Below are 18769 nucleotides of genomic sequence, written 5' to 3'. Positions count from 1 at the left end.
AGAGACGTTCTTTTTGTTTGACTCAATCTTGAAAGGCAAGCAAAAAGAACGTCCCCGGTATTTCTAATAATTTAGTCATTAAGTATCCTTTTGAGGAAAATACGGGTCCTTTCGTTATTGGGGCGGTTAAAGATTACATCGGGAGTATCGTCTTCGACAATAACTCCGCCATCCATAAAAACGACTCGGTGGGCCACATCACGGGCAAAAGCCATTTCATGGGTAACCACCAGCATGGTAAGTCCGCTTCGGGCCAGGTTTTTCATGACCTTGAGCACTTCCCCCACCATCTCCGGATCAAGGGCACTGGTAGGTTCGTCAAAAAGGAGTGCTTCCGGTTCCATGGAAAGGGCCCGGGCAATGGCTACCCGCTGTTTTTGCCCACCTGAGATTTGATGGGGTCTGGCATCGATAAACCCTGACATGCCCACCAGATCCAGGTATTCCATCGCCGTCTTCCTGGACTCCTCCATACTCCGTTTCAAAACCTTAATCTGACCGACCGTGCAGTTTTCCAGCACGCTCAGGTTATTGAACAGATTGAACTGCTGAAAAACCATGCCCATCTTGGCCCGGTAGACAGCGTTGCTCATATCATGCTTCAAAATATTCTGACCATGATATAAAATTTCCCCGCTGGTCGGCAGCTCCAGGAGATTTAAACAGCGCAAAAGAGTAGATTTCCCCGAACCGCTGGCACCGATTATACATACTACTTCTCCCTTGCTGACTGAAAAGTTAATATCTTTCAGAACTTCGTTTTTTCCGAAATATTTCTGGAGATGGCTAATTTCAATAATATTTTCCATTAAACTTGCTACCTGCCTACAATCTTTATTTCTGCCTCGGGAACAGTTTGCGAACCGTGAATAGTATAGACTTCAGGACCTTCCAGCCGCTTCTCCAAATACCTGAGTATGCGGGTAACGGTAAATGTCATTACCAGGTATACTAAACAGGTGATTAAAAAGACCTCGAAATAGCGATAGTTATTACCAGCCGCCGACTTGGACTGGAAGAAAAGCTCAGTGACCCCGATTACATTAAGCACGGAAGTATCTTTGATGTTGATAACAAATTCATTGCTTAAGGCCGGTAGAATATTGCGAATAGCCTGGGGCAAAACGATACAGGCCATAGTTTGGGAATGAGTCATGCCAATGGCATGAGCTGCTTCAAACTGGCCCTTATCTATGGAAATAATACCGCCGCGAACGATTTCCGCCATGTAAGCCCCGGTATTTATAGAAACTATAAAAATGCCGGCAACAAAGGTAGACAGATGAATACCCCAAATCATGGCTACCCCATAGAAAATAACCATGGCCTGTACAATCATGGGGGTGCCCCGGAATACTTCTATATAGCAAAGCAATAAAAAATTAACTGCCTTAAAAGTTGCCCTTTTCAGTATATGGTTATTATTATCGACGGGAACGGTGCGGATGACTCCGATCAATATACCAATGGCAAAACCTATAATCGTACCGGTCAAGGAAATAATGAGGGTAACCTCAGCCCCTCTTAGAAAGAGGGGCCAGTAATGCTGTAATATATAAATTACCCATTGAAGAAAACTACTGTCTGCGTCCACCACCATAAATTAAATACACTCCTGTTTATACTGCTATGTTTATTTGGCGACCGGCTGATTTAAGACGGCCTGGTTCATTAATTCATTTCTTTCTTCCTGCGATATTCCCGCTAAAACCTTATTTATCTGTTCGGCCAGTTCAGTATTTCCCTTTTTAAGCCCAACGGCAATGGCAACATCATCAGGTGTATATTTGAAACCCTGACCCTTGGCAAACTCGGCCATGCCAAATTTGGCATTGGCAGTGGTGGCGGAAATAGCCTCGGGCCTTTCCGAAACATAACCATCAATAATACCTGATTCCAACGCTACCCGCATAGCCGGAAAATCATCCATGGCCGGCTTTTTAGCCACATTGGGAATCTGGTCTATAACCGAATAATGGAAGGTGTCTAGCTGGCCGGTAATTTTGGCTCCGGCAAAATCCTTAATGCCGGTAGCCTTCTCGTATTTCGAACCCTTTTGCACAACTATGACCAGATCGGAACTGTAATAGGGATCGGAAAAGTCAATAGTCTTTCTTCGGTCAGCAATTGGAGACATACCGGCAATAATGCCATCAATTTTTCCTGACTGTACCGCCGGGGGCAAACCGGCCCAGGAGGTTTTTACAATAACCAGTTCTTTGCCCATACCCTCTGCTAAACGTTTGGCTATTTCCACGTCATATCCCCCGGCATATTCTTTCGTACCGGCAATGGGAACAGCACCATTGGAATTATCTATCTGCGTCCAGTTAAACGGAGGGTAGTCACATTCCAGACCTACCTTAAATTCACCCGGTTCACCCGGTCCACCTGAGCCCTTACAACCAACTGCGGTTATGCACAATCCCATCACCAGGACAGCGCATAGTATTAATTTCACTACTTTTCTCATGCTATTTCCCCTCACTAATTAATTTTTGTGTTTTTCCGCACTCTCAATTAAGGCTATTTTAACATAAAAAATAATCTGTGGACTGCCTTTATAAATATATAATCCGGAGAATTGATCGACAATAAAGTCACTGGTTGGGAAGAAATATCTTGGCTTGCTGAATAATGGTTTCCCGGCCGCTTATCTCTCAACCTACAGCCCAGGCGGCACGTGCTCCTTCCTCAACAGCTTCAATTATGCGCCGGGGCTGGCGGGCATCACCTATCAGGTGATAAGGTATAGCCTCCCGCTTCAGGCAATCCTCCAGACTATGAGCCCGAATACTGCCGGTTGCAATTACAACCTGCCCAATCGGCTTTAACTCCTGGTACCGATCAGGGCTGCGCAATACGATAAGAGAATCACCCTTTATCTCCAGTACCCGGCTGTTAAACAGTAACTTAACCCCGGCAGCACGCAAACGTTTGTGCAGCATATACCCATGCGAGGTCAGCGTTGAAACAGGTGAGCGGGCCTCGGCTTCTATTATGCTTATATCCCGGATTCCCTGGCACCGCAGATAATCTGCCGTTTCCAAGCCTACCAGTCCACTGCCTAGTATTGCTACATGCTCCCGGTTTTTAACCGCTCCGCTCAAGAGCTCCTGAGCATAACAAACATGGGGTAGACCTACGCCATTGATATCCGGGCGGGCAGGCCCGGCTCCACTGGCCAGTATAACCGCATCGGGAGGGCATTGACGTATCATTTCTTCGTCAACCTCCTGTCCGGCAAATATCTCGGCCCCAAATCTTTTAGCCCGGGCCGTAAGGCGTTCTATCCAGCGACCATAAACTTCTTTATAGGGAACCCGGGCCGCGAGCCGCAGTTGTCCTCCCACTTCCGCCCCGGCTTCAAACAAGCTTACCTTATGCCCCAGGCGGGCGGCTTCGCTGGCTGCAGTCAGCCCTCCCGGTCCACCGCCAATTACCCATACCTCCTTCTTAAGTTCGGCAGGCCGGGTCGGATAATCGAGTTCCTGACCAGTTTCCGGATTGATGGCACAGCGGATGCTGCCCTGTTCAAATAATAAACGTTCGATACAGCCCTGGTTGCAGGCCAAGCATTCAAAGGTCTCCTCGTCCCGGCCCCGAAGGGCGTTGATCAGAAAATCGGGATCAGCCAGATGCTGCCGTCCAAAAGCAACCATATCTGCATCTCCCCGGGCAATAACCGCATTCGCCAGCAACGGGTCGGTAAAACGCCCCACCGCAATAACCGGAACATTTACCACTTCTTTTAGGCGGCGAGCCAGGTCAGCCTTAAATCCCGGAGCATATTCCACCGGGGCCGAGGTGATGCCTCCCGGACTGCCATGAGTACCAAAGGAGGCATGGACTATGTCGGCCCCGCCCTTGACCAGATCCGGCAGGATTGCTTGCATATCTTCAATGGAATAACCATTCCTGATAATTTCCTCGGCTGATATCCTTATCGAGATAGGAAAATCTTCTCCCACTGCCTTTCTTACCTCCTGCAGGCATTCGACCACAAAACGGGCTCGGCAGGAAAAATCGCCCCCATATTCATCCTGGCGCTGGTTGGAATGCAGGGAAAGAAACTGCATTAACAGATAGCCATGCGCCGCATGTAATTCGACCGCATCAAAACCGGCTTCCCGGGCCCTACAGGCGGCTTGGGCAAACGAGCGGATAGTTTCGTTGATATCATCACTGCTCATCTTACGGGGTTTCATCCCGTAAATATAGCTTGCTATTGCCGAGGGAGCGACAGCTCGCCCGGCCTTCAACTGGTAATAGCTTTCCCGCCCCGCGTGATGCAACTGCATGGCGATTTTGGCCCCCCGTCGGTGCACGATATCCGCCATTTGCTTGAGACCGGGAATAAAACGGTCGTCATAGACGCATAGTGTACCAGGACTGGCCGTGCCGTCCGGATGCACCGAGGTAATTTCCGTAATGATCAATCCTGATCCGCTCTGAACCCGGCGTTTAAAATAAGCCAGGTTGGCTTCACTTACAGTGCCGTCGGCATTCCCCAGGTTGGTGCCCATGGGCGGCATCACCACCCGGTTGGGTATCTCCAGGTTTCTTATTCGTATAGGCCGTAATAGATACTCCAGATCGTTCATATTAACTCCCCCCTTAAAAGTCCGATATAGTTGCTAAAGGTTCAACTAAATAGATTCGCACCCTTATTATCTGATTCCTCCTGCATATAGAAATAGAAGACCGACAAAAAACAAGCAGCGGGGCAAGACCCCCTCGGATCTCACTTCTCTCTTCACCCTTTGTTTTAAAAATTTATAGCAAACAGGGAGGGATTTCCTGGATAATGCCTAATTATTAGGGTAGTAGATTGAAGAAGGCTGACAGATAGTTTTATATTTGTATGATGAAGCGGGATGGAGGAATAATGCTCTTGGATAGGATTGAAGATTTAAAAAACCGTAAAGCTAACATTCTGGGGCATGAGCAGGCTCTTAAAACGGCGGTATTAGTCCCGCTGGCTGAGGTGGAGGGGAAAACCGGCCTGCTCTTTGAAAAGCGGTCCCCCACTCTGCAGCACCAGCCTGGTGAAATCTGCTTCCCCGGGGGGCGAAAGGACCCCGCTGACGGCCAGTCACAGACTACCGCTATCCGGGAGACCTGTGAAGAACTGGGGCTGATACCGGATGACATCGAAATGCTGGGCGAACTGGATACCTTGATTACCCCCTCCAGTTTGATTATGCGCTCATTTGTGGCTCGAATAAAGGATATTAGCCGTATCAAAATAAACCCTGCGGAAGTGGAGAGAGTCTTTTGGATTCCCTTGGAATATCTGTTGGAATACCGGCCCCTGGAATTTGAAGTAATTCTCAAGCCGGAATTTCCAGACAATTTTCCCCTGTATCTCATACCGCAGGGCGCCAATTACCCTTTCCGTATCAACCGGCTTCAACAATATTTTTACATATGGGAAGGCGAAGTTATCTGGGGTCTTACAGCTCGCATGCTATATCATTTTTTGGAGTTGCTGAAAGGAAACACTTAGAGTTACAAAGTGGGTCAAGTATACACCTAATTCAAATCGTCGGCGATTATATGTTTACATACTATTGCTCGCAAGTCAAGACAATGCTCGATATTTCTAGCTTATTTATAAACTAATGCATAAATATGCAGACCCTATCATGTACTGATGAAATAAAGCCGAATTCAGCCTGTTTTTATCCTTTGTATTATTCTTAAGCTCAGTTTATCATATCTCTATGACACTTCACGTCATTGTGCCTGTTTCCTACCTGTATATTATAAGGTTCAGGCCAGTAACAATAATGTGCCGGCCAAGAATCCGGTTCTATATAGCCCTACGGGACCTGATTATTTGTAGGCTTAAAGGGGGTTGGAATAGAAAAGGTAAAACACGGAAAAATAGGGATTGTAAGTATTGCACTTACACCTGATTTACAGTGTATCTCCCCCATCCCGTAAAACAAGATCATTAGGGATGTGCGGGGATAGTGAACACAGTAGGAAAGGAGTATAAATAGTGGATTTTTCGTTTTTAATCAAGAATAAGACAACCAAAGCACTGTTGGGTAGTTTGTTTAGCTTACCCGTGTTGTTGCTTACACCTGCGCTAGCAGTTGCCAGTGAGGCCAATTTAGTGATTCCCAATTTAAATCAGCATCAGAACAATTTACTTCTCATCGGTATCGTGGTATGTATACTGGGTATGCTGTTCGGCTTATATCAGTTCAACAAAGTAAAAAAGCTTGAAGCTCATCCGGCTATGCTCGATGTAGCCAATACCATTTATGAGACCTGCAAGACCTACCTTATTCAGCAGGGTAAATTCCTGGCCATACTCTTTGCCTTTATTGGCTTGTGTATAGCCTTCTACTTCGGCTTTCTTCAACAAATGCCCATCGGATCAGTATTGTTTATTCTAATGTGGACCATCATAGGTATCCTGGGTTCCTACAGTGTTGCCTGGTACGGTATCCGCATGAATACTCTGGCCAACAGCAGAACCGCTTTTGCCGGACTTACCCGCAAACCTCTCAAGGTATTGAATATCGCCCTGGATGCCGGCATGAGCATCGGGTTGCTCCTGGTCTGCGTTGAGCTGATCATGATGCTGATCATCCTGCTCTTCGTTCCCCGGGAATTGGCGGGAGCCAGCTTCATCGGCTTTGCCATTGGTGAATCCCTAGGCGCCAGTGCCCTGCGTATCGCCGGCGGCATATTCACCAAGATTGCTGACATCGGTTCCGATCTTATGAAAATCGTCTTCGGCATCAAGGAAGACGATCCCCGTAACCCTGGTGTTATTGCCGACTGTACCGGAGATAATGCCGGTGACAGTGTTGGACCAACTGCAGACGGATTCGAGACCTACGGGGTTACCGGAGTTGCTCTGGTTACCTTCATCGTTCTGGCTGTGGCACCGGCACTGCAAACTGCTCTGCTTACCTGGATCTTCGTCATGCGGGTTCTCATGGTTATTACCTCCGTGGCTGCCTTCTACATTAACAGAAGCATGAGCCAGGCCAAATACGCCAATGTTGAAGATCTTGATTTTGAACAGCCTTTGACCAGTCTGGTATGGATTACCTCCATCCTCTCCATTATAGTTACTTTTGTGGTAAGCTATATGCTCCTGGGACCAAGCTCCGGAGTACCGGCCGAACTGTCCGCTCTCTGGTTCGTTTTGGCCATAATCATAAGCTTCGGTACCTTGGGTGCAGCTATTATCCCCGAGTTTACCAAAATATTTACCAGCCCCAAATCCAGCCACGTGGCCGAAGTAGTGAAGGCATCCCGCGAGGGCGGTCCCTCACTCAACATCCTGTCCGGTCTGGTTGCCGGTAACTTCAGCGCATTCTGGATCGGCATGGTTTTCCTCGCTCTCATGTTCGGCGCTTACTATGCCAGCGGATTTGGTTTAGCTGACATCATGATTTATCCTTCCATATTTGCTTTCGGTCTGGTGGCTTTCGGCATGCTGGGTATGGGACCGGTTACCATTGCGGTTGACAGTTACGGCCCGGTTACCGATAATGCCCAGTCCATTTATGAGCTCTCTTTGATTGAAGAAATTCCCGATATCGCCAAACAGATTGAAAAGGATTTTGGTTTTAAACCTGATTTTGATAAAGCCAAATACTATCTGGAAGCAAACGACGGCGCCGGCAATACCTTTAAAGCCACGGCCAAGCCGGTGTTGATAGGTACGGCGGTGGTCGGGGCCACCACCATGATCTTCTCCCTGATTCTGGTTATCCAGAGTGTACTGGGAGTAGAACCGGAAGCAATCCTTAACCTGCTCAATCCTTACACCATCTTAGGGTTTATCTGTGGTGGTGCGGTAATCTACTGGTTTACCGGCGCATCAACCCAGGCGGTCACAACCGGTGCTTATAGAGCAGTACAATATATCAAAGACAATATTAACCTGGACGAAAGCGCCAGCCAAAAAGCTAACATTGAGAATTCCAAAGAAGTTGTTAAAATCTGTACCCAATATGCCCAGGCCGGTATGTTTAACATCTTTATCGCTATATTCTCATTTGCCCTGGCGTTTGCTTTCCTCGCTGCTCCATCAGGCAGCCAGGCTCCCGTTTCCTTATTTGTTTCCTATCTGATTTCAATTGCCGTATTCGGTCTGTTCCAGGCCGTCTTCATGGCCAATGCCGGCGGCTGCTGGGATAATGCCAAAAAGGTGGTGGAAGTGGACCTGCAGGAAAAAGGTACCCCGCTGCATGACGCATCGGTGGTAGGCGATACCGTAGGCGATCCCTTCAAGGATACCTCTTCGGTAGCCCTTAACCCAATCATCAAGTTCACCACCCTGTTTGGCCTGCTGGCTATGGAAATCGCTATCTCGGAATCATTCCGCCATATAGCTCCCACCGTAGGCATTGTGTTCCTGGCGATTGCCCTTTTCTTCGTGTGGCGCTCCTTCTACGGTATGAGAATTCCAACCGACAAGTAGAAGAATTTGCCAGCCAAGAATAAATAACCAGCGATGAAAAACCTCACAACCTTAATAAGTTGTGAGGTTTTTTTATTTGTAAAATAACTTAATGGGATATCCCCTTTTTTAAATTTCTACGCTGATCTCCCGAATCAATTTCTTTAAAGCCCGTTTTTCAATCCGGGATACATAGGAGCGGGAAATGCCCAGCTTACGAGCGATTTCCCGCTGGGTTTCCTTCAAGCCGTTAAAGAGACCGTAGCGCATCTCAATCACCTGGCGCTCCCGGCGGGAAAGCACATTAATTTTGTCCCGCACCTTCTCTTCCTGCAGCTTCGTTTCTACCAGGTCAATAATCTCATTGTCAACAGTCAGAACATCAAGCAGGGAAATCTCATTGCCTTCCTTGTCATAACCAATAGGGTCGTAAATAGAAACCTCCTGCTTTACCTTTTTAATATTGCGCAAATGCATGAGCACTTCATTTTCAATACAGCGTGCCGCATAGGTGGCAAGGCGTACGCCCCGATCATCATTGTAGGTTTTGATAGCCTTAATTAGTCCGATAGTGCCGATGGAGATTAAATCCTCCATATCCTCACCGCTGCTCTCGTACTTCCGCACTACGTGCGCCACCAGGCGCAGATTTCGCTCTATCAGGACATTCCTGGCTTCTTCACTACCGTTCTTCAGTTCAGTTAAGAAACCCCTCTCTTCCGCTTCATCCAGAGGTTGCGGAAACACCTGGTTATGCAGGTAACCAAACAGAAAAAGGATCCCCTTGACTACTGCCGATGCCGCTAATGCCCAGCCCAGGATGGTCAAGCTACCACCTCCAAAAAAATTGAGCGCTTTATACTATATGAAGGCGCCCGGTGAAGTGTGCTTCAATTTGACCGGTAAATTTAGGTATCCACTCGGTTGGCCTGCTTTGATGCCAGCCCGGATTCATTATGCTATTGACACAATATTCTATCTAATACAGAATACGTATATACAGTCATATATCCCCTCTGCTACAATACCAGACTGAGGAGGTAAACTGATGGATGGGAGCATTTTAAGCCTGTTTGACGAAAAGGTACATACCATTCCCCGGGCACTTTACAATATTCAAATGAACTTTGGCAATCGCCCGGCCAACCTTTTTAAAGAGGGTGGGAAGTGGCGAGTTATAACTTATAACGACCTGCTTACGGGGGTTGAGAACCTGGCTATGGGGCTGATTAAGCTGGGTATAAACCCAGGTGATTTTGTAGGCGTCAAAGCTTGCAACAGCGCCCGCTGGACCTGGGCCGATCTGGGGAGTGTGTATGCCGGAGCAGTCAGCGTATCCATTTATCCTTCACTATCTGCAACCGAAACTATTGCGGTGGCTAACCACAGCGGGGTCAAATTGCTCTTTGTGGAAAGCCGGCAGGCAGTGCAGGACATCTCCGCTCACCGCAGTGATATCCCTTCACTGCAATACCTGGTCTGCCTGGAAAAATCGTTTCATGGCAATGATAAAAATATATTCGGCTTTGGAGAGCTAATCGGCATGGGGGCGGCAGTTCGTCAGGAACACCATGGCCAGTTAAAAGCCAGACTCAAATCCCTGCAGGCTGACAGTCCCGCCATGCTGGTCTATACCTCGGGCTCAGTCGATAATCTTAAAGCCGCCTTATTTTCCCACCAGGACATTTTGGACTCCTGTACCCGCATTTACCGTCACTTTTATAATTATGGGCGCATAGAGAACTCTGAAATGGTCTCTCTGGTGTATCTCCCCCTTTCCCATATCATGGAAAAAATTCACGGCTACCTGGGACCAATGCTGCTCGGAGGTACCCTGGGGTTTGTCAGTGCACCCGAGAATATCCTGACCGACATGACTACCATAAGGCCCAACTGGGTGACCTGGGTTCCGCGCATTGCTTCCACCCTGTTTTTAGGGTTTCAAAAAGCATTTATGGCAACCAAGGACGGGCGGATGGCCTGGGAAAAGGCGGTAGACGTAGCCGTCCGTACTACTGCCGCCCTGCAGACGGAAAATGGTTTTATAGATACCACTATACCTATTGAACAGCAGTTGCAGGGGGCATTGCGTGAGGAGTGGCTGGAAGCATACAACACGGTCTATTGGCGTATCCATCATGCCCTGGGCGGGCGTTTGCAGACCATGATCATCGGTGGCGCCTATATGGACAGCGATTTGCAAGCAAAACTGGTAGGCATGGGCTTTAATATTATGCTGGGCTATGGGCTTACCGAGAGCGGTTCTGGCATCGCCGTATCCTGCCCCAATAGATATAAAATAGCCTGTATATCCCCGCCCTGTCCCGGGGTTGAATTTAGACGGGAAGAGGATGGAGAACTGCTTATCCGGGGGCAAGGTATCATTCGGGAATACTTCCGGAATAAAGATGCTGATAGAGAGAGCTTTACCCCAGACGGCTGGTTTAAAACCGGGGACATAGTTGAGATTGATGCTGACGGCTACATTCGTATAGTGGATCGCAAGAAACTGATGATTGTACTGGACAACGGCAAAAATGTAGCTCAGGCACGCATCGAGGCCCTATGTGCCGGTTCCGGGCTCATTGACCAGGTTGCCATCGTCGGCCAGGATCGGGAGTATATCGGAGCCCTGATAGTGCCCAATTTTAACTTTATCATCCGGGTTCTGCGCAATCACGGCATACCTTTTGACGAGTGCCAGCTTAAGCATGCCGAAATTGACGGTATACACAGAGTGGTCGAAGTGGGTGACGATATTATTGACAATGATTTCGTAAAAATGGCCCTGCAGGACCAGATTGATATAATCAATGCCAAACTTAAGAGCTACGAATCCATTCGCGCCTTTCGCCTGTTAAACCGCCGTTTCAGCGAAGAAAACGGAGAAGTGACCCCCTCCCAAAAAACCCGGGTCAAAGTCATCCTCGAAAAATACAAAGACCTGATAGACGAGATGTACTAGATGGGGTCAGGCCGCTAACCCGCGAACTTATCTGAGAAGAAAAGTTAGCGGGTTAGCGGCCTGACCCCATACATCAGCATCTGCTGGGTAATGGCTTTAAATACCGGAGCGGCGTTTTCAGCACCGGATTTTCCCCCTTCTGCCAGGACCACTATGGCCCAGCGGGGTTTTTCAGCCGGGAAGTAGCCGGCAAACCAGGTGTTTAGTAATTCCTCTCCATTGGGATTATAGTTGCCGGTCTGGCTGGTGGCTGTCTTACCTGCCACCCTTACCTCAGACAGGGCTGCATTTTTACCGGTTCCTTCGGTTACCACTTTTTCCATTAGCTGCTGTACGGTACGGGCGGTTTCCGGGCTGAGCGCCTGTTCTTTATCCGGCCGGGTCAGCATTTGTTTCTCCCCTTCCCGGTCAACGGTGAAACGCACCAGTACCGGCGGGGCATAACGACCGTCATCTGCTATGGTAGCTACCATATTGCATATTTGCAAGGGGGTGAGCATTACCCCTTCCTGACCCAGACTGGCATTGCCGACCGCCGGATCCGCATTCTCTATAGCAATGTGGGATCCAGCCTCATATTCACCATAGCCCAGAAGCTTTTCGTCAGTCAAATGCAAGCGTTCGGCATATTTTATCAACCCTTCACGGTGAAGCCTAAGTCCTGTGGCAATAAAGCTGGGGTTGCAGGATAGGGCAAAAGCTTCAGCGAAGCTAATGTTGCCATGGCCCTTTTCCCTCAAGCAAGGTATGAATACCTGGTCGTTAAAGACATATTTCCCCTGACAGTTAAACTGCTCTCCAAGGACAACCAGTTTCTCTTCCAAAGCTGCCGCTGCAACCAGTATTTTAAAGATTGAGCCGGGGTGGTAGGCCATCAAGGCTCGATTATTAAGGCTGCCCTTTTCATCGTCTTCCACGATTTTTTCAACTTCATAGGGGTCAAAGGTAGGTCTGCTGGCCATGGCCAGTACCTCTTTGCTGCTTACATCCATGACTACTACGGCTCCGCATTTTATCCGTTCATTCATGGCCTGCTCAACTGCTTCCTGGATCCTTTTGTCTATGGTTAAAACTACGGTACCCTGGTAATGCTCCTGCTCGTTGCGCAGTTTAAACATTAACCCCTGGATAGCTATCCCCCGGGCATCCAGAATCGATGTCAGTGCTTGCGAGCCGGTATTTTCACAGAGAACATTATCGTAGCACTTTTCCAGACCGGTTATTCCTTTGTTGTTTGCTCCCGCGCTGCTGTAACCCAGGAGATGAGCCATAAAACCGTTCTCAGGGTAGCGCCTTATCACCGGAGCCACCACCACCCCGGTGAGCCGGGAAGAGTTTATGCGAGCGGTCTGTTCCGGGGTAAGGTTGGAGGCGATACGGACAAAGGGCTTTCCGGATTTGGCTGCCTGTTTTAATTCCTTATACAACTGCTGGCTGGTCTGGTTCCCGCTAACCTCGGCCAATATCCGGGCTGCCCGGATGAGGGCCTGCTCTCCTGATTTAACTGCCGGTTGCCCCGCGGTACTGCTATCAGAGGGATGATTTCTGCTCATTTCCCGGGGCAGGCAATAAGCAGCAGTTTCGGCCCGGGTACCAGTTATGGGCAGCAGGTTGCAATCCAGTATATCACCCCGGTTGTATTCTTTCAGCTCCACCTGTCGGCTGCGCATGACTACCGCCTGCCGGGCAATCTCCTGCCCTTTTATAATCTGATAATATCCCAGTTTAGCCAATAAGCCGCTGGCAGCTACGAGAAAAAAAGCCATTATTATAAAAACCCGTTTGTATGACAAAAAAAAACCCCTTTACATCAAGCCTGTTATTATCTTTGGCTCCGCAGGGGTTAGTTATACCGAAAGCATAATAGTATCGGGAACAGTCCAATTTATCATATTTTGATAGCAAACGGCAGGTGATGCAAGATTTTTTCCAGTTCCGGGCAGGTGTCTTCGGTGCCGCGGATAATGACCAGGCCTTGCTCACGGTCAAGGGTAGAAACAATGCCCAAATGATTATAAGCCTCTATTATGCGGGTAAGCATATCGATGTTTTCTGGAGCAACCTGGGCTTTAATTTCTGATGCCATCATGTTTTCCTGCCTTTCGGGTTCAAAAGAACCGCCTCCGCATCCATGCACCTAACCCCGCCTCAGGATGGTGTATTCGCTTAAGGGTACGGGGTAAGGGATATAGACGGTTTGACGGGCGTGACGGGCACGGTCGATTATGTTGAACGCTTCATCATACAGCTCCTTAAGCTGCAGAGGGAGGTTTTCCCCCCCCGGCGCCATCAGCTGCAGCGGGTCACCAGGACCAAAATTTGCCCTCTGTTCTATTTGCAACATGTTTCTGCCATCGTGGTAGCCGCGAACGATGCCGCAGAATTCCGTCCTGGCATGCTTTTCCTGCTTATTAATATCCTGCAGAAGGGCAGACTCCCCTGCAATGAATCCATTGGTAAAAGGCCGGGCGGCAGTTCCGGCCAGTTCTTCTATCCAGTTGTCCAGATCTTCCGGCGAAAACTCTTCTCTCCGGTCAATATAACGGTCGATTGCCTGACGATAGACCGAAGCTACGCTGGCCACATAGAGCGGGCTTTTCATCCGCCCTTCTACTTTGAAGGACTCAATTCCTGTTTCTATTAGTCGGGGCAAATACTCCAGCAGACAGAGGTCGCGGGAGTTTAAGATATAACTTCCCCACCGGTCTTCCTCTATCGGGAAGTACTGACCGGGGCGTTTTTCTTCCACCAAAGCATAGCGGTAGCGGCAGGGATGAGCACAGGTACCGGAGTTGGCGCTTCTTCCGGTCATATAGTGCGAGAGCAGACAGCGGCCGGAGTAGGAAACACACATAGCCCCGTGAATAAATATCTCGATTTCTATGTTAACCCGCTGTTTGATTTCCTGAATTTCGTCCAGGCTAAGCTCACGTGCCAGCACAATACGTTTGACCCCCAGGTCGCAGTAAAATGCTGCAGCCTCATAGTTGGTTACGCTGGCTTGGGTGCTGAGAGTAAGCGGGAGTGAAGGAGCATAGCGCCGGGCCAGGTTTATAACCCCCGGGTCAGATACGATAAGCCCGTCCACCTTTATTTCCTCCATCTTCTCCAGATAGGCAGGCAGCTCTTCGATATCCCGGTTGTGGGCCAGGATATTCACGGTCACATAAAGCTTTTTGTTATGCTGACGGGCAAAAGCTAATCCATCCGCTGTTTCTTCCAGGGTAAAATTATCAGCCGCGGCCCGCAAGCTGAAGTCCTTGCCTCCCAGATAAACGGCATCAGCCCCGAATAGTATGGCGGTTTTCAGTTTTTCCAGATTGCCTGCTGGCATAAGCAGCTCCGGCAGTTTCATATCATTCCTCCATGCAAAAGAAGCAAAATTTATCCGGTTGCGCAGTTTTAGTTATTATTATTCGGAAAAAGGAGTATAATTCTGCTAATCAGTGCTATAGTACTATTTTATGTATCGGGACATGGCCCGGAGGTGTTCTTCATAGGTGCGGGAGAAGTAGTGGCTGCCGTCCCCCTTGGATACATAGAAATAATACGGGTGTTTTTCCGGGTTAAGGGCTGCTGCTATCGATGCTCTGCCCGGACTGGAAATGGGGCCGGGGGGCAAACCTGGATTACGATAGGTGTTATAAGGGGAATTTACTTCCAGGTCAGCATTATTTAGCTTGGTTTTCTTCTGGTCAAAGCAGTACAGGACGGTAGGACATAACTGCAGGTACATCCCGTCCCGCAGCCGGTTTTTAATGACCCCGGATATGGTACCGCGCTCATCATCGTGCATAGCCTCTTCCTCAATTAATGAAGCCAGTATTACAGTGTCGTAAACATTCATGTTTTCAGCTTTGGCCTGAGCGGCAAATTCCTGGTTCCAAAGGTTGACAAAATTTTCAAGCATCATACTGATGATTTCTCGGCTGCTGGTGTTTTCTTCAATATAATAGGTATCGGGGAATAGGAAGCCCTCCAGTCGATATTTGCTGCTGGCCGGTACATCCTGCAAAAACTCATAGGGGTAATCTGCTTTTATAGCTTCCTGCCATGATTCTTCCGTGCACACCCCTTTTTCCATCAGCATAGCCCCGATTTCTTTTACGGTATATCCTTCCGGCACCGTTACTTTGATTTTGACTACCCGGCCTTCAGCGATACTGTGCGCTATTTGGGCCAGGCTCAGACTGCGATTGAAAGAGTAATGCCCCGGTTTTAACTGTACATCCAGTTTTTCTTTGCGGCAATAAGACAGAAAGGCGCTCTGGCTGCGAATAAGCTGGTGCTCTTCCAGAATCGCCGCTACCTGGCGGGCGCTGGATGCTGCGGGTATAAAAACATCTATCGGTGTTTTATTATTTGCATCTACCGGAAGGTATTGCAGGTTAACGAACCTGCTGCCGCAGAAACCGCTAATAGTCAGTAAAACTATAAATATAATCAGCATACGGCCTTTATTTTTGCGGGGCTGTTTAACTTTTATTTCCATCATATCCTCTTCACCTAATTATAATTAAAATAACCGCAGATTACATTCCCTAAGGGTGCAACTTATGCTCGCACAGTTCGCAGAATAGCCCTGTTATGGTTTGGGGTAAGAGATCGGGGGAGTCCTCCCGGAAGCAAAGGGAACCGTTACCTTGCTCCCTGTGGCTGCTTCTTATCCCCTGAGTTCAACATCGCTGCCATCCTCTGCAGCATTTCCGCCTTCGTTTTCTTCCGGACTTGTATGGGTGGGATCTTCCGTTTCCGGGGGCTCCCCGCCGGGCTGTGAACTTTCCGCCGGACCTACATAAACCAGACGGTTTAAGGGGCGGTAGTTGTCCCGGGCTAGTTGCTCCTGCCGGACTATATTACCGTCATTGCCGAAAAAGGTGCGAAATGATCTTACCACATAGCCCGGGCTGCCGTTCTGTTCAATTTTGGTAGTACCCGGCGGCAGATCCTCTTTGGTTTCTCTGATTTCCTTAAAATCTATAACCTGGTCTACTATATGGCTGACCTGGATACTTTGCTTGTATTTCAGTTTGCCATATATCCTCATTGTCACTTTGCCGTTACCGGCCTGAGACCATATGTAAATAGGATCACCCAGGTTGTTCTGAAAACAGAAATCCTGCGTACCGTAGGATACGGTTGCATCTTGGCCCAGCGGTACGTAGGCAACTGCCAGGTTATGGTTATGCCTCTCGGTAATCTTTAACCCTGCCAGCAAGCAGGCATTATAAAGGGTGGACGAAACCTGGCATATTCCCCCCGCCAAGCCCTGTTCAAATTTATCACCCACGATAACCATGGCATCCCGGTAGCCGCCTTCCGGGAGTCGGGGGCCTACCGTTTTATTAAAGGAGAATACCTCGCCCGCAGCCACCATGGTGGTATTAAGGGCTCTGGTAGCCAAAGCCACATTATGTGAGCGATCCGTCTGGCTGGGATTGTACCAGGTGCTGAAGGAAGATATTTCCCCCATCCCGTGTAAATCGCTCTCTTTGATTCTAGGTTCTATTTCTTGGACGGCGATTTTAATATTAATATTTTCCGCCGGCTGCCATTCCCCCGGCAGAGCAGCCAGGGTAGGCTGAATGTCAACCTGTATGCCCTTTTTCGCCGGTATTACTACCAGTCCTTTTACCGGGTCTATTTCCAACCGCGCGTTTAGGCATTCGGATTCCAAATGCTCTTTCCAGTCGCTGCCCATGTTCTTGAGTTTTTGGGCGTCATACGTAATTTTGACCGGATATTCTATAGCTTCAGCTCCATCCAAATTAAACACCTTGGAAAAAAGGTTGCGGTGTCTCTCCTGCTCCCAAACGTCAACGATTATTTTTCTGGGATCAGGGGAATCTACCAAATCCCCCAGCCTGGTATCGTACTGGTAATCGCGATAATTAAACGAAATCCCGGTATCAGACAGATAGTCAAACTCTGCTGCCAGTAAATCGGCTGCGCCATTTTGGTCGTAACCGCCTACGTTTATGGTGGCAATACGCACACCAGGCAAAAAGTGATGGGACTTATAAAACACCTGGTAGAAATATAAAACCAATGCTGCGCTGATGCCCAGGAGAAGAACCAGCACATATATAATGATTGACTTCCATTTTACCTGAATCAATAGCGCTGCCCCCAGAATGTTAATTGTCGCTGCCTGTCATCTAGTAAATATATAACGAAAAATCTCTGGACTTATTCATTTTACCGCATTCCTCATATTTTGACGAATAAAAAAAGAGCCTCTATGGGCTCTTTGGGGTAAGAGACTAGATTTCCATGTCCTCCAGTTCCTGCCAGGCCGCAACTACCATCTCCAGTTCGTCATCATCCTCAATTTCACTCATGAGCTCATTGCCTTCGTCATCGTGGACTACCTTCAGGATGACTATTACGTCCTCATCTTCTTCCTCTTCCGACATGGGCATAAGTACGCGGTAGACCTCATCCTCTATCTCCAGTTCGGCCAGAAGTTCAAATTCATGTTCCTCACCTTCATCATCCACCAGTACCAGGGTATAAAACTCGTCATCAAAAAGCTCTTCCTCGTTGCTCATCTTTACACCTCTTTCTGCAAACTAAAGTCATTCTAATATTAATGCCCACCCTTGTCAAACTCCCCTGGAGCCGGAGGCCAAACGATCCAGATAAGCCTGCAGAATGTTCACCGCCGCCATTTTATCAATGACCTGTTTACGGCGGCGGCGGGATACATCCGCTTCAATCAGGATCCTTTCAGCGCTTCGGGTGCTAAGACGCTCGTCCCAGTACTCTACCGCAACGGTCAACCTGTTCTTGACCGCTGTGCCGAATTCCTGTATCTCCAGGGCTTTGGCCCCGATGCTTCCATCCATGTTTAACGGCAGTCCCACTACTATCTTTTCTACCTCGTAGTCCTGGCATATTTGCTGTATCTGCTTTAAATCTGCTTCCAATTCACTGCGCTGCAGCACCGAATGTCCTTGAGCGGTCCAACCCATAGGATCACTGATAGCTATACCTATTCTCTTTTCCCCCACATCTAAACCCATTATTCTCATTAATGCAACTCCTTAAACAGGTAAAAACAGCCCCATACTTTGAGCATGGGGCTTAAGCGTTATTTTTGCAGGTAGTTCTTCAAAAGGATTTCCAATATTTCATCCCGGTCTACCTTGCAGATCAGGCTGCGGGCATTGTTATGACTGGTTATGTATGCCGGATCCCCGGAAATCATGTAACCTACCAGCTGGTTGATAGGATTGTAACCCTTTTCCTCCAGGGCTGCATAAACCGCCTGTAAAATAGCCTGCACCTTGTTGCTGTCATCACGTTCCTTATTGAAGCTGACGGTTTCATCAGATACCTGAGGCATATAAACACCCCCTCTTTAAGGC

General features: G+C 48.4%; 16 protein-coding genes. 3 read left to right on the top strand and 13 right to left on the bottom strand.

The window, feature by feature from the left end; genetic code table 11:
• Positions 1–71: 71 nt before the first annotated feature.
• From ACU70B_RS04870 to ACU70B_RS04855, 4 genes are all read right to left on the bottom strand, one after another.
• Positions 72–809, bottom strand: coding sequence for an amino acid ABC transporter ATP-binding protein (locus ACU70B_RS04870; protein ID WP_447185223.1), 738 nt, complete (start codon positions 807–809; stop codon positions 72–74).
• Positions 810–817: 8 nt separating this feature from the next.
• Positions 818–1600 (bottom strand): amino acid ABC transporter permease, encoded by a 783-nt coding sequence (locus tag ACU70B_RS04865; protein WP_447185222.1) that lies wholly within the window; start codon positions 1598–1600, stop codon positions 818–820.
• A 33-nt stretch (positions 1601–1633) separates the two neighbouring features.
• Entirely contained in the window at positions 1634–2473 is an 840-nt protein-coding gene (locus ACU70B_RS04860) for a transporter substrate-binding domain-containing protein (protein WP_447185221.1), read from the bottom strand.
• A gap of 187 nt (positions 2474–2660) precedes the next feature.
• The gene (locus ACU70B_RS04855; RefSeq protein WP_447185220.1) at positions 2661–4604 is read right to left on the bottom strand and encodes an oxidoreductase; all 1944 of its coding nucleotides are present in this window, start codon (positions 4602–4604) and stop codon (positions 2661–2663) included.
• A 290-nt stretch (positions 4605–4894) separates the two neighbouring features.
• Between ACU70B_RS04855 and ACU70B_RS04850 the strand changes: the two genes are divergently transcribed.
• Positions 4895–5509, top strand: a complete 615-nt coding sequence (locus ACU70B_RS04850) for an NUDIX hydrolase (protein WP_447185219.1) — start codon at positions 4895–4897, stop codon at positions 5507–5509.
• Between the two features lie 540 nt (positions 5510–6049).
• Positions 6050–8455 carry a sodium-translocating pyrophosphatase gene (locus tag ACU70B_RS04845; RefSeq protein WP_447185707.1) on the top strand — a complete coding sequence of 802 codons (2406 nt, stop codon included), beginning with the start codon at positions 6050–6052 and terminating at the stop codon, positions 8453–8455.
• 108 nt (positions 8456–8563) lie between these two features.
• Here ACU70B_RS04845 and sigK read toward each other — a convergent pair whose 3' ends face one another.
• A complete protein-coding gene (gene sigK, locus ACU70B_RS04840; RefSeq protein ID WP_447185218.1) occupies positions 8564–9262 on the bottom strand; it encodes an RNA polymerase sporulation sigma factor SigK in 699 nt (232 codons plus the stop codon).
• Between the two features lie 220 nt (positions 9263–9482).
• Between sigK and ACU70B_RS04835 the strand changes: the two genes are divergently transcribed.
• The gene (locus ACU70B_RS04835) at positions 9483–11399 is read left to right on the top strand and encodes an AMP-dependent synthetase/ligase (protein WP_447185217.1); all 1917 of its coding nucleotides are present in this window, start codon (positions 9483–9485) and stop codon (positions 11397–11399) included.
• Between the two features lie 44 nt (positions 11400–11443).
• Here ACU70B_RS04835 and ACU70B_RS04830 read toward each other — a convergent pair whose 3' ends face one another.
• From ACU70B_RS04830 to ACU70B_RS04795, 8 genes are all read right to left on the bottom strand, one after another.
• Complete coding sequence (locus ACU70B_RS04830) at positions 11444–13192, bottom strand: peptidoglycan D,D-transpeptidase FtsI family protein (protein ID WP_447185216.1); 1749 nt, start codon at positions 13190–13192, stop codon at positions 11444–11446.
• A 95-nt stretch (positions 13193–13287) separates the two neighbouring features.
• A complete protein-coding gene (locus tag ACU70B_RS04825) occupies positions 13288–13536 on the bottom strand; it encodes a DUF4911 domain-containing protein (RefSeq protein ID WP_447185215.1) in 249 nt (82 codons plus the stop codon).
• Positions 13537–14754 (bottom strand): peptidase U32 family protein, encoded by a 1218-nt coding sequence (locus ACU70B_RS04820; protein WP_447185214.1) that lies wholly within the window; start codon positions 14752–14754, stop codon positions 13537–13539.
• Positions 14755–14856: 102 nt separating this feature from the next.
• Positions 14857–15894 (bottom strand): endolytic transglycosylase MltG, encoded by a 1038-nt coding sequence (gene mltG, locus ACU70B_RS04815; protein WP_447185213.1) that lies wholly within the window; start codon positions 15892–15894, stop codon positions 14857–14859.
• A gap of 168 nt (positions 15895–16062) precedes the next feature.
• A complete protein-coding gene (locus tag ACU70B_RS04810) occupies positions 16063–17517 on the bottom strand; it encodes a VanW family protein (protein ID WP_447185212.1) in 1455 nt (484 codons plus the stop codon).
• A gap of 145 nt (positions 17518–17662) precedes the next feature.
• Positions 17663–17950 (bottom strand): DUF1292 domain-containing protein, encoded by a 288-nt coding sequence (locus ACU70B_RS04805; protein WP_447185211.1) that lies wholly within the window; start codon positions 17948–17950, stop codon positions 17663–17665.
• Between the two features lie 54 nt (positions 17951–18004).
• Positions 18005–18433 carry a Holliday junction resolvase RuvX gene (gene ruvX, locus ACU70B_RS04800; RefSeq protein WP_447185210.1) on the bottom strand — a complete coding sequence of 143 codons (429 nt, stop codon included), beginning with the start codon at positions 18431–18433 and terminating at the stop codon, positions 18005–18007.
• 59 nt (positions 18434–18492) lie between these two features.
• On the bottom strand, positions 18493–18747 hold the full coding sequence (locus tag ACU70B_RS04795) for an IreB family regulatory phosphoprotein (RefSeq protein ID WP_447185209.1): 255 nt from the start codon (positions 18745–18747) through the stop codon (positions 18493–18495).
• Between the last annotated feature and the right edge of the window lie 22 nt (positions 18748–18769).

The organism is Syntrophomonas curvata (assembly GCF_052976825.1).
This window is presented reverse-complemented; position numbering and strand designations above follow the sequence as displayed.

Coding starts and splice junctions, on each gene's coding strand:
- ACU70B_RS04795 (WP_447185209.1), bottom strand. CDS start 18,747: ATGCCTCAGGTATCTGATGAAACCGTCAGCTTCAATAAGGAACGTGAT.
- ACU70B_RS04860 (WP_447185221.1), bottom strand. CDS start 2,473: ATGAGAAAAGTAGTGAAATTAATACTATGCGCTGTCCTGGTGATGGGA.
- ACU70B_RS04805 (WP_447185211.1), bottom strand. CDS start 17,950: ATGAGCAACGAGGAAGAGCTTTTTGATGACGAGTTTTATACCCTGGTA.
- mltG (WP_447185213.1), bottom strand. CDS start 15,894: ATGATGGAAATAAAAGTTAAACAGCCCCGCAAAAATAAAGGCCGTATG.
- ACU70B_RS04835 (WP_447185217.1), top strand. CDS start 9,483: ATGGATGGGAGCATTTTAAGCCTGTTTGACGAAAAGGTACATACCATT.
- ACU70B_RS04865 (WP_447185222.1), bottom strand. CDS start 1,600: ATGGTGGTGGACGCAGACAGTAGTTTTCTTCAATGGGTAATTTATATA.
- ACU70B_RS04870 (WP_447185223.1), bottom strand. CDS start 809: ATGGAAAATATTATTGAAATTAGCCATCTCCAGAAATATTTCGGAAAA.
- ACU70B_RS04855 (WP_447185220.1), bottom strand. CDS start 4,604: ATGAACGATCTGGAGTATCTATTACGGCCTATACGAATAAGAAACCTG.
- ACU70B_RS04820 (WP_447185214.1), bottom strand. CDS start 14,754: ATGAAACTGCCGGAGCTGCTTATGCCAGCAGGCAATCTGGAAAAACTG.
- ruvX (WP_447185210.1), bottom strand. CDS start 18,433: ATGAGAATAATGGGTTTAGATGTGGGGGAAAAGAGAATAGGTATAGCT.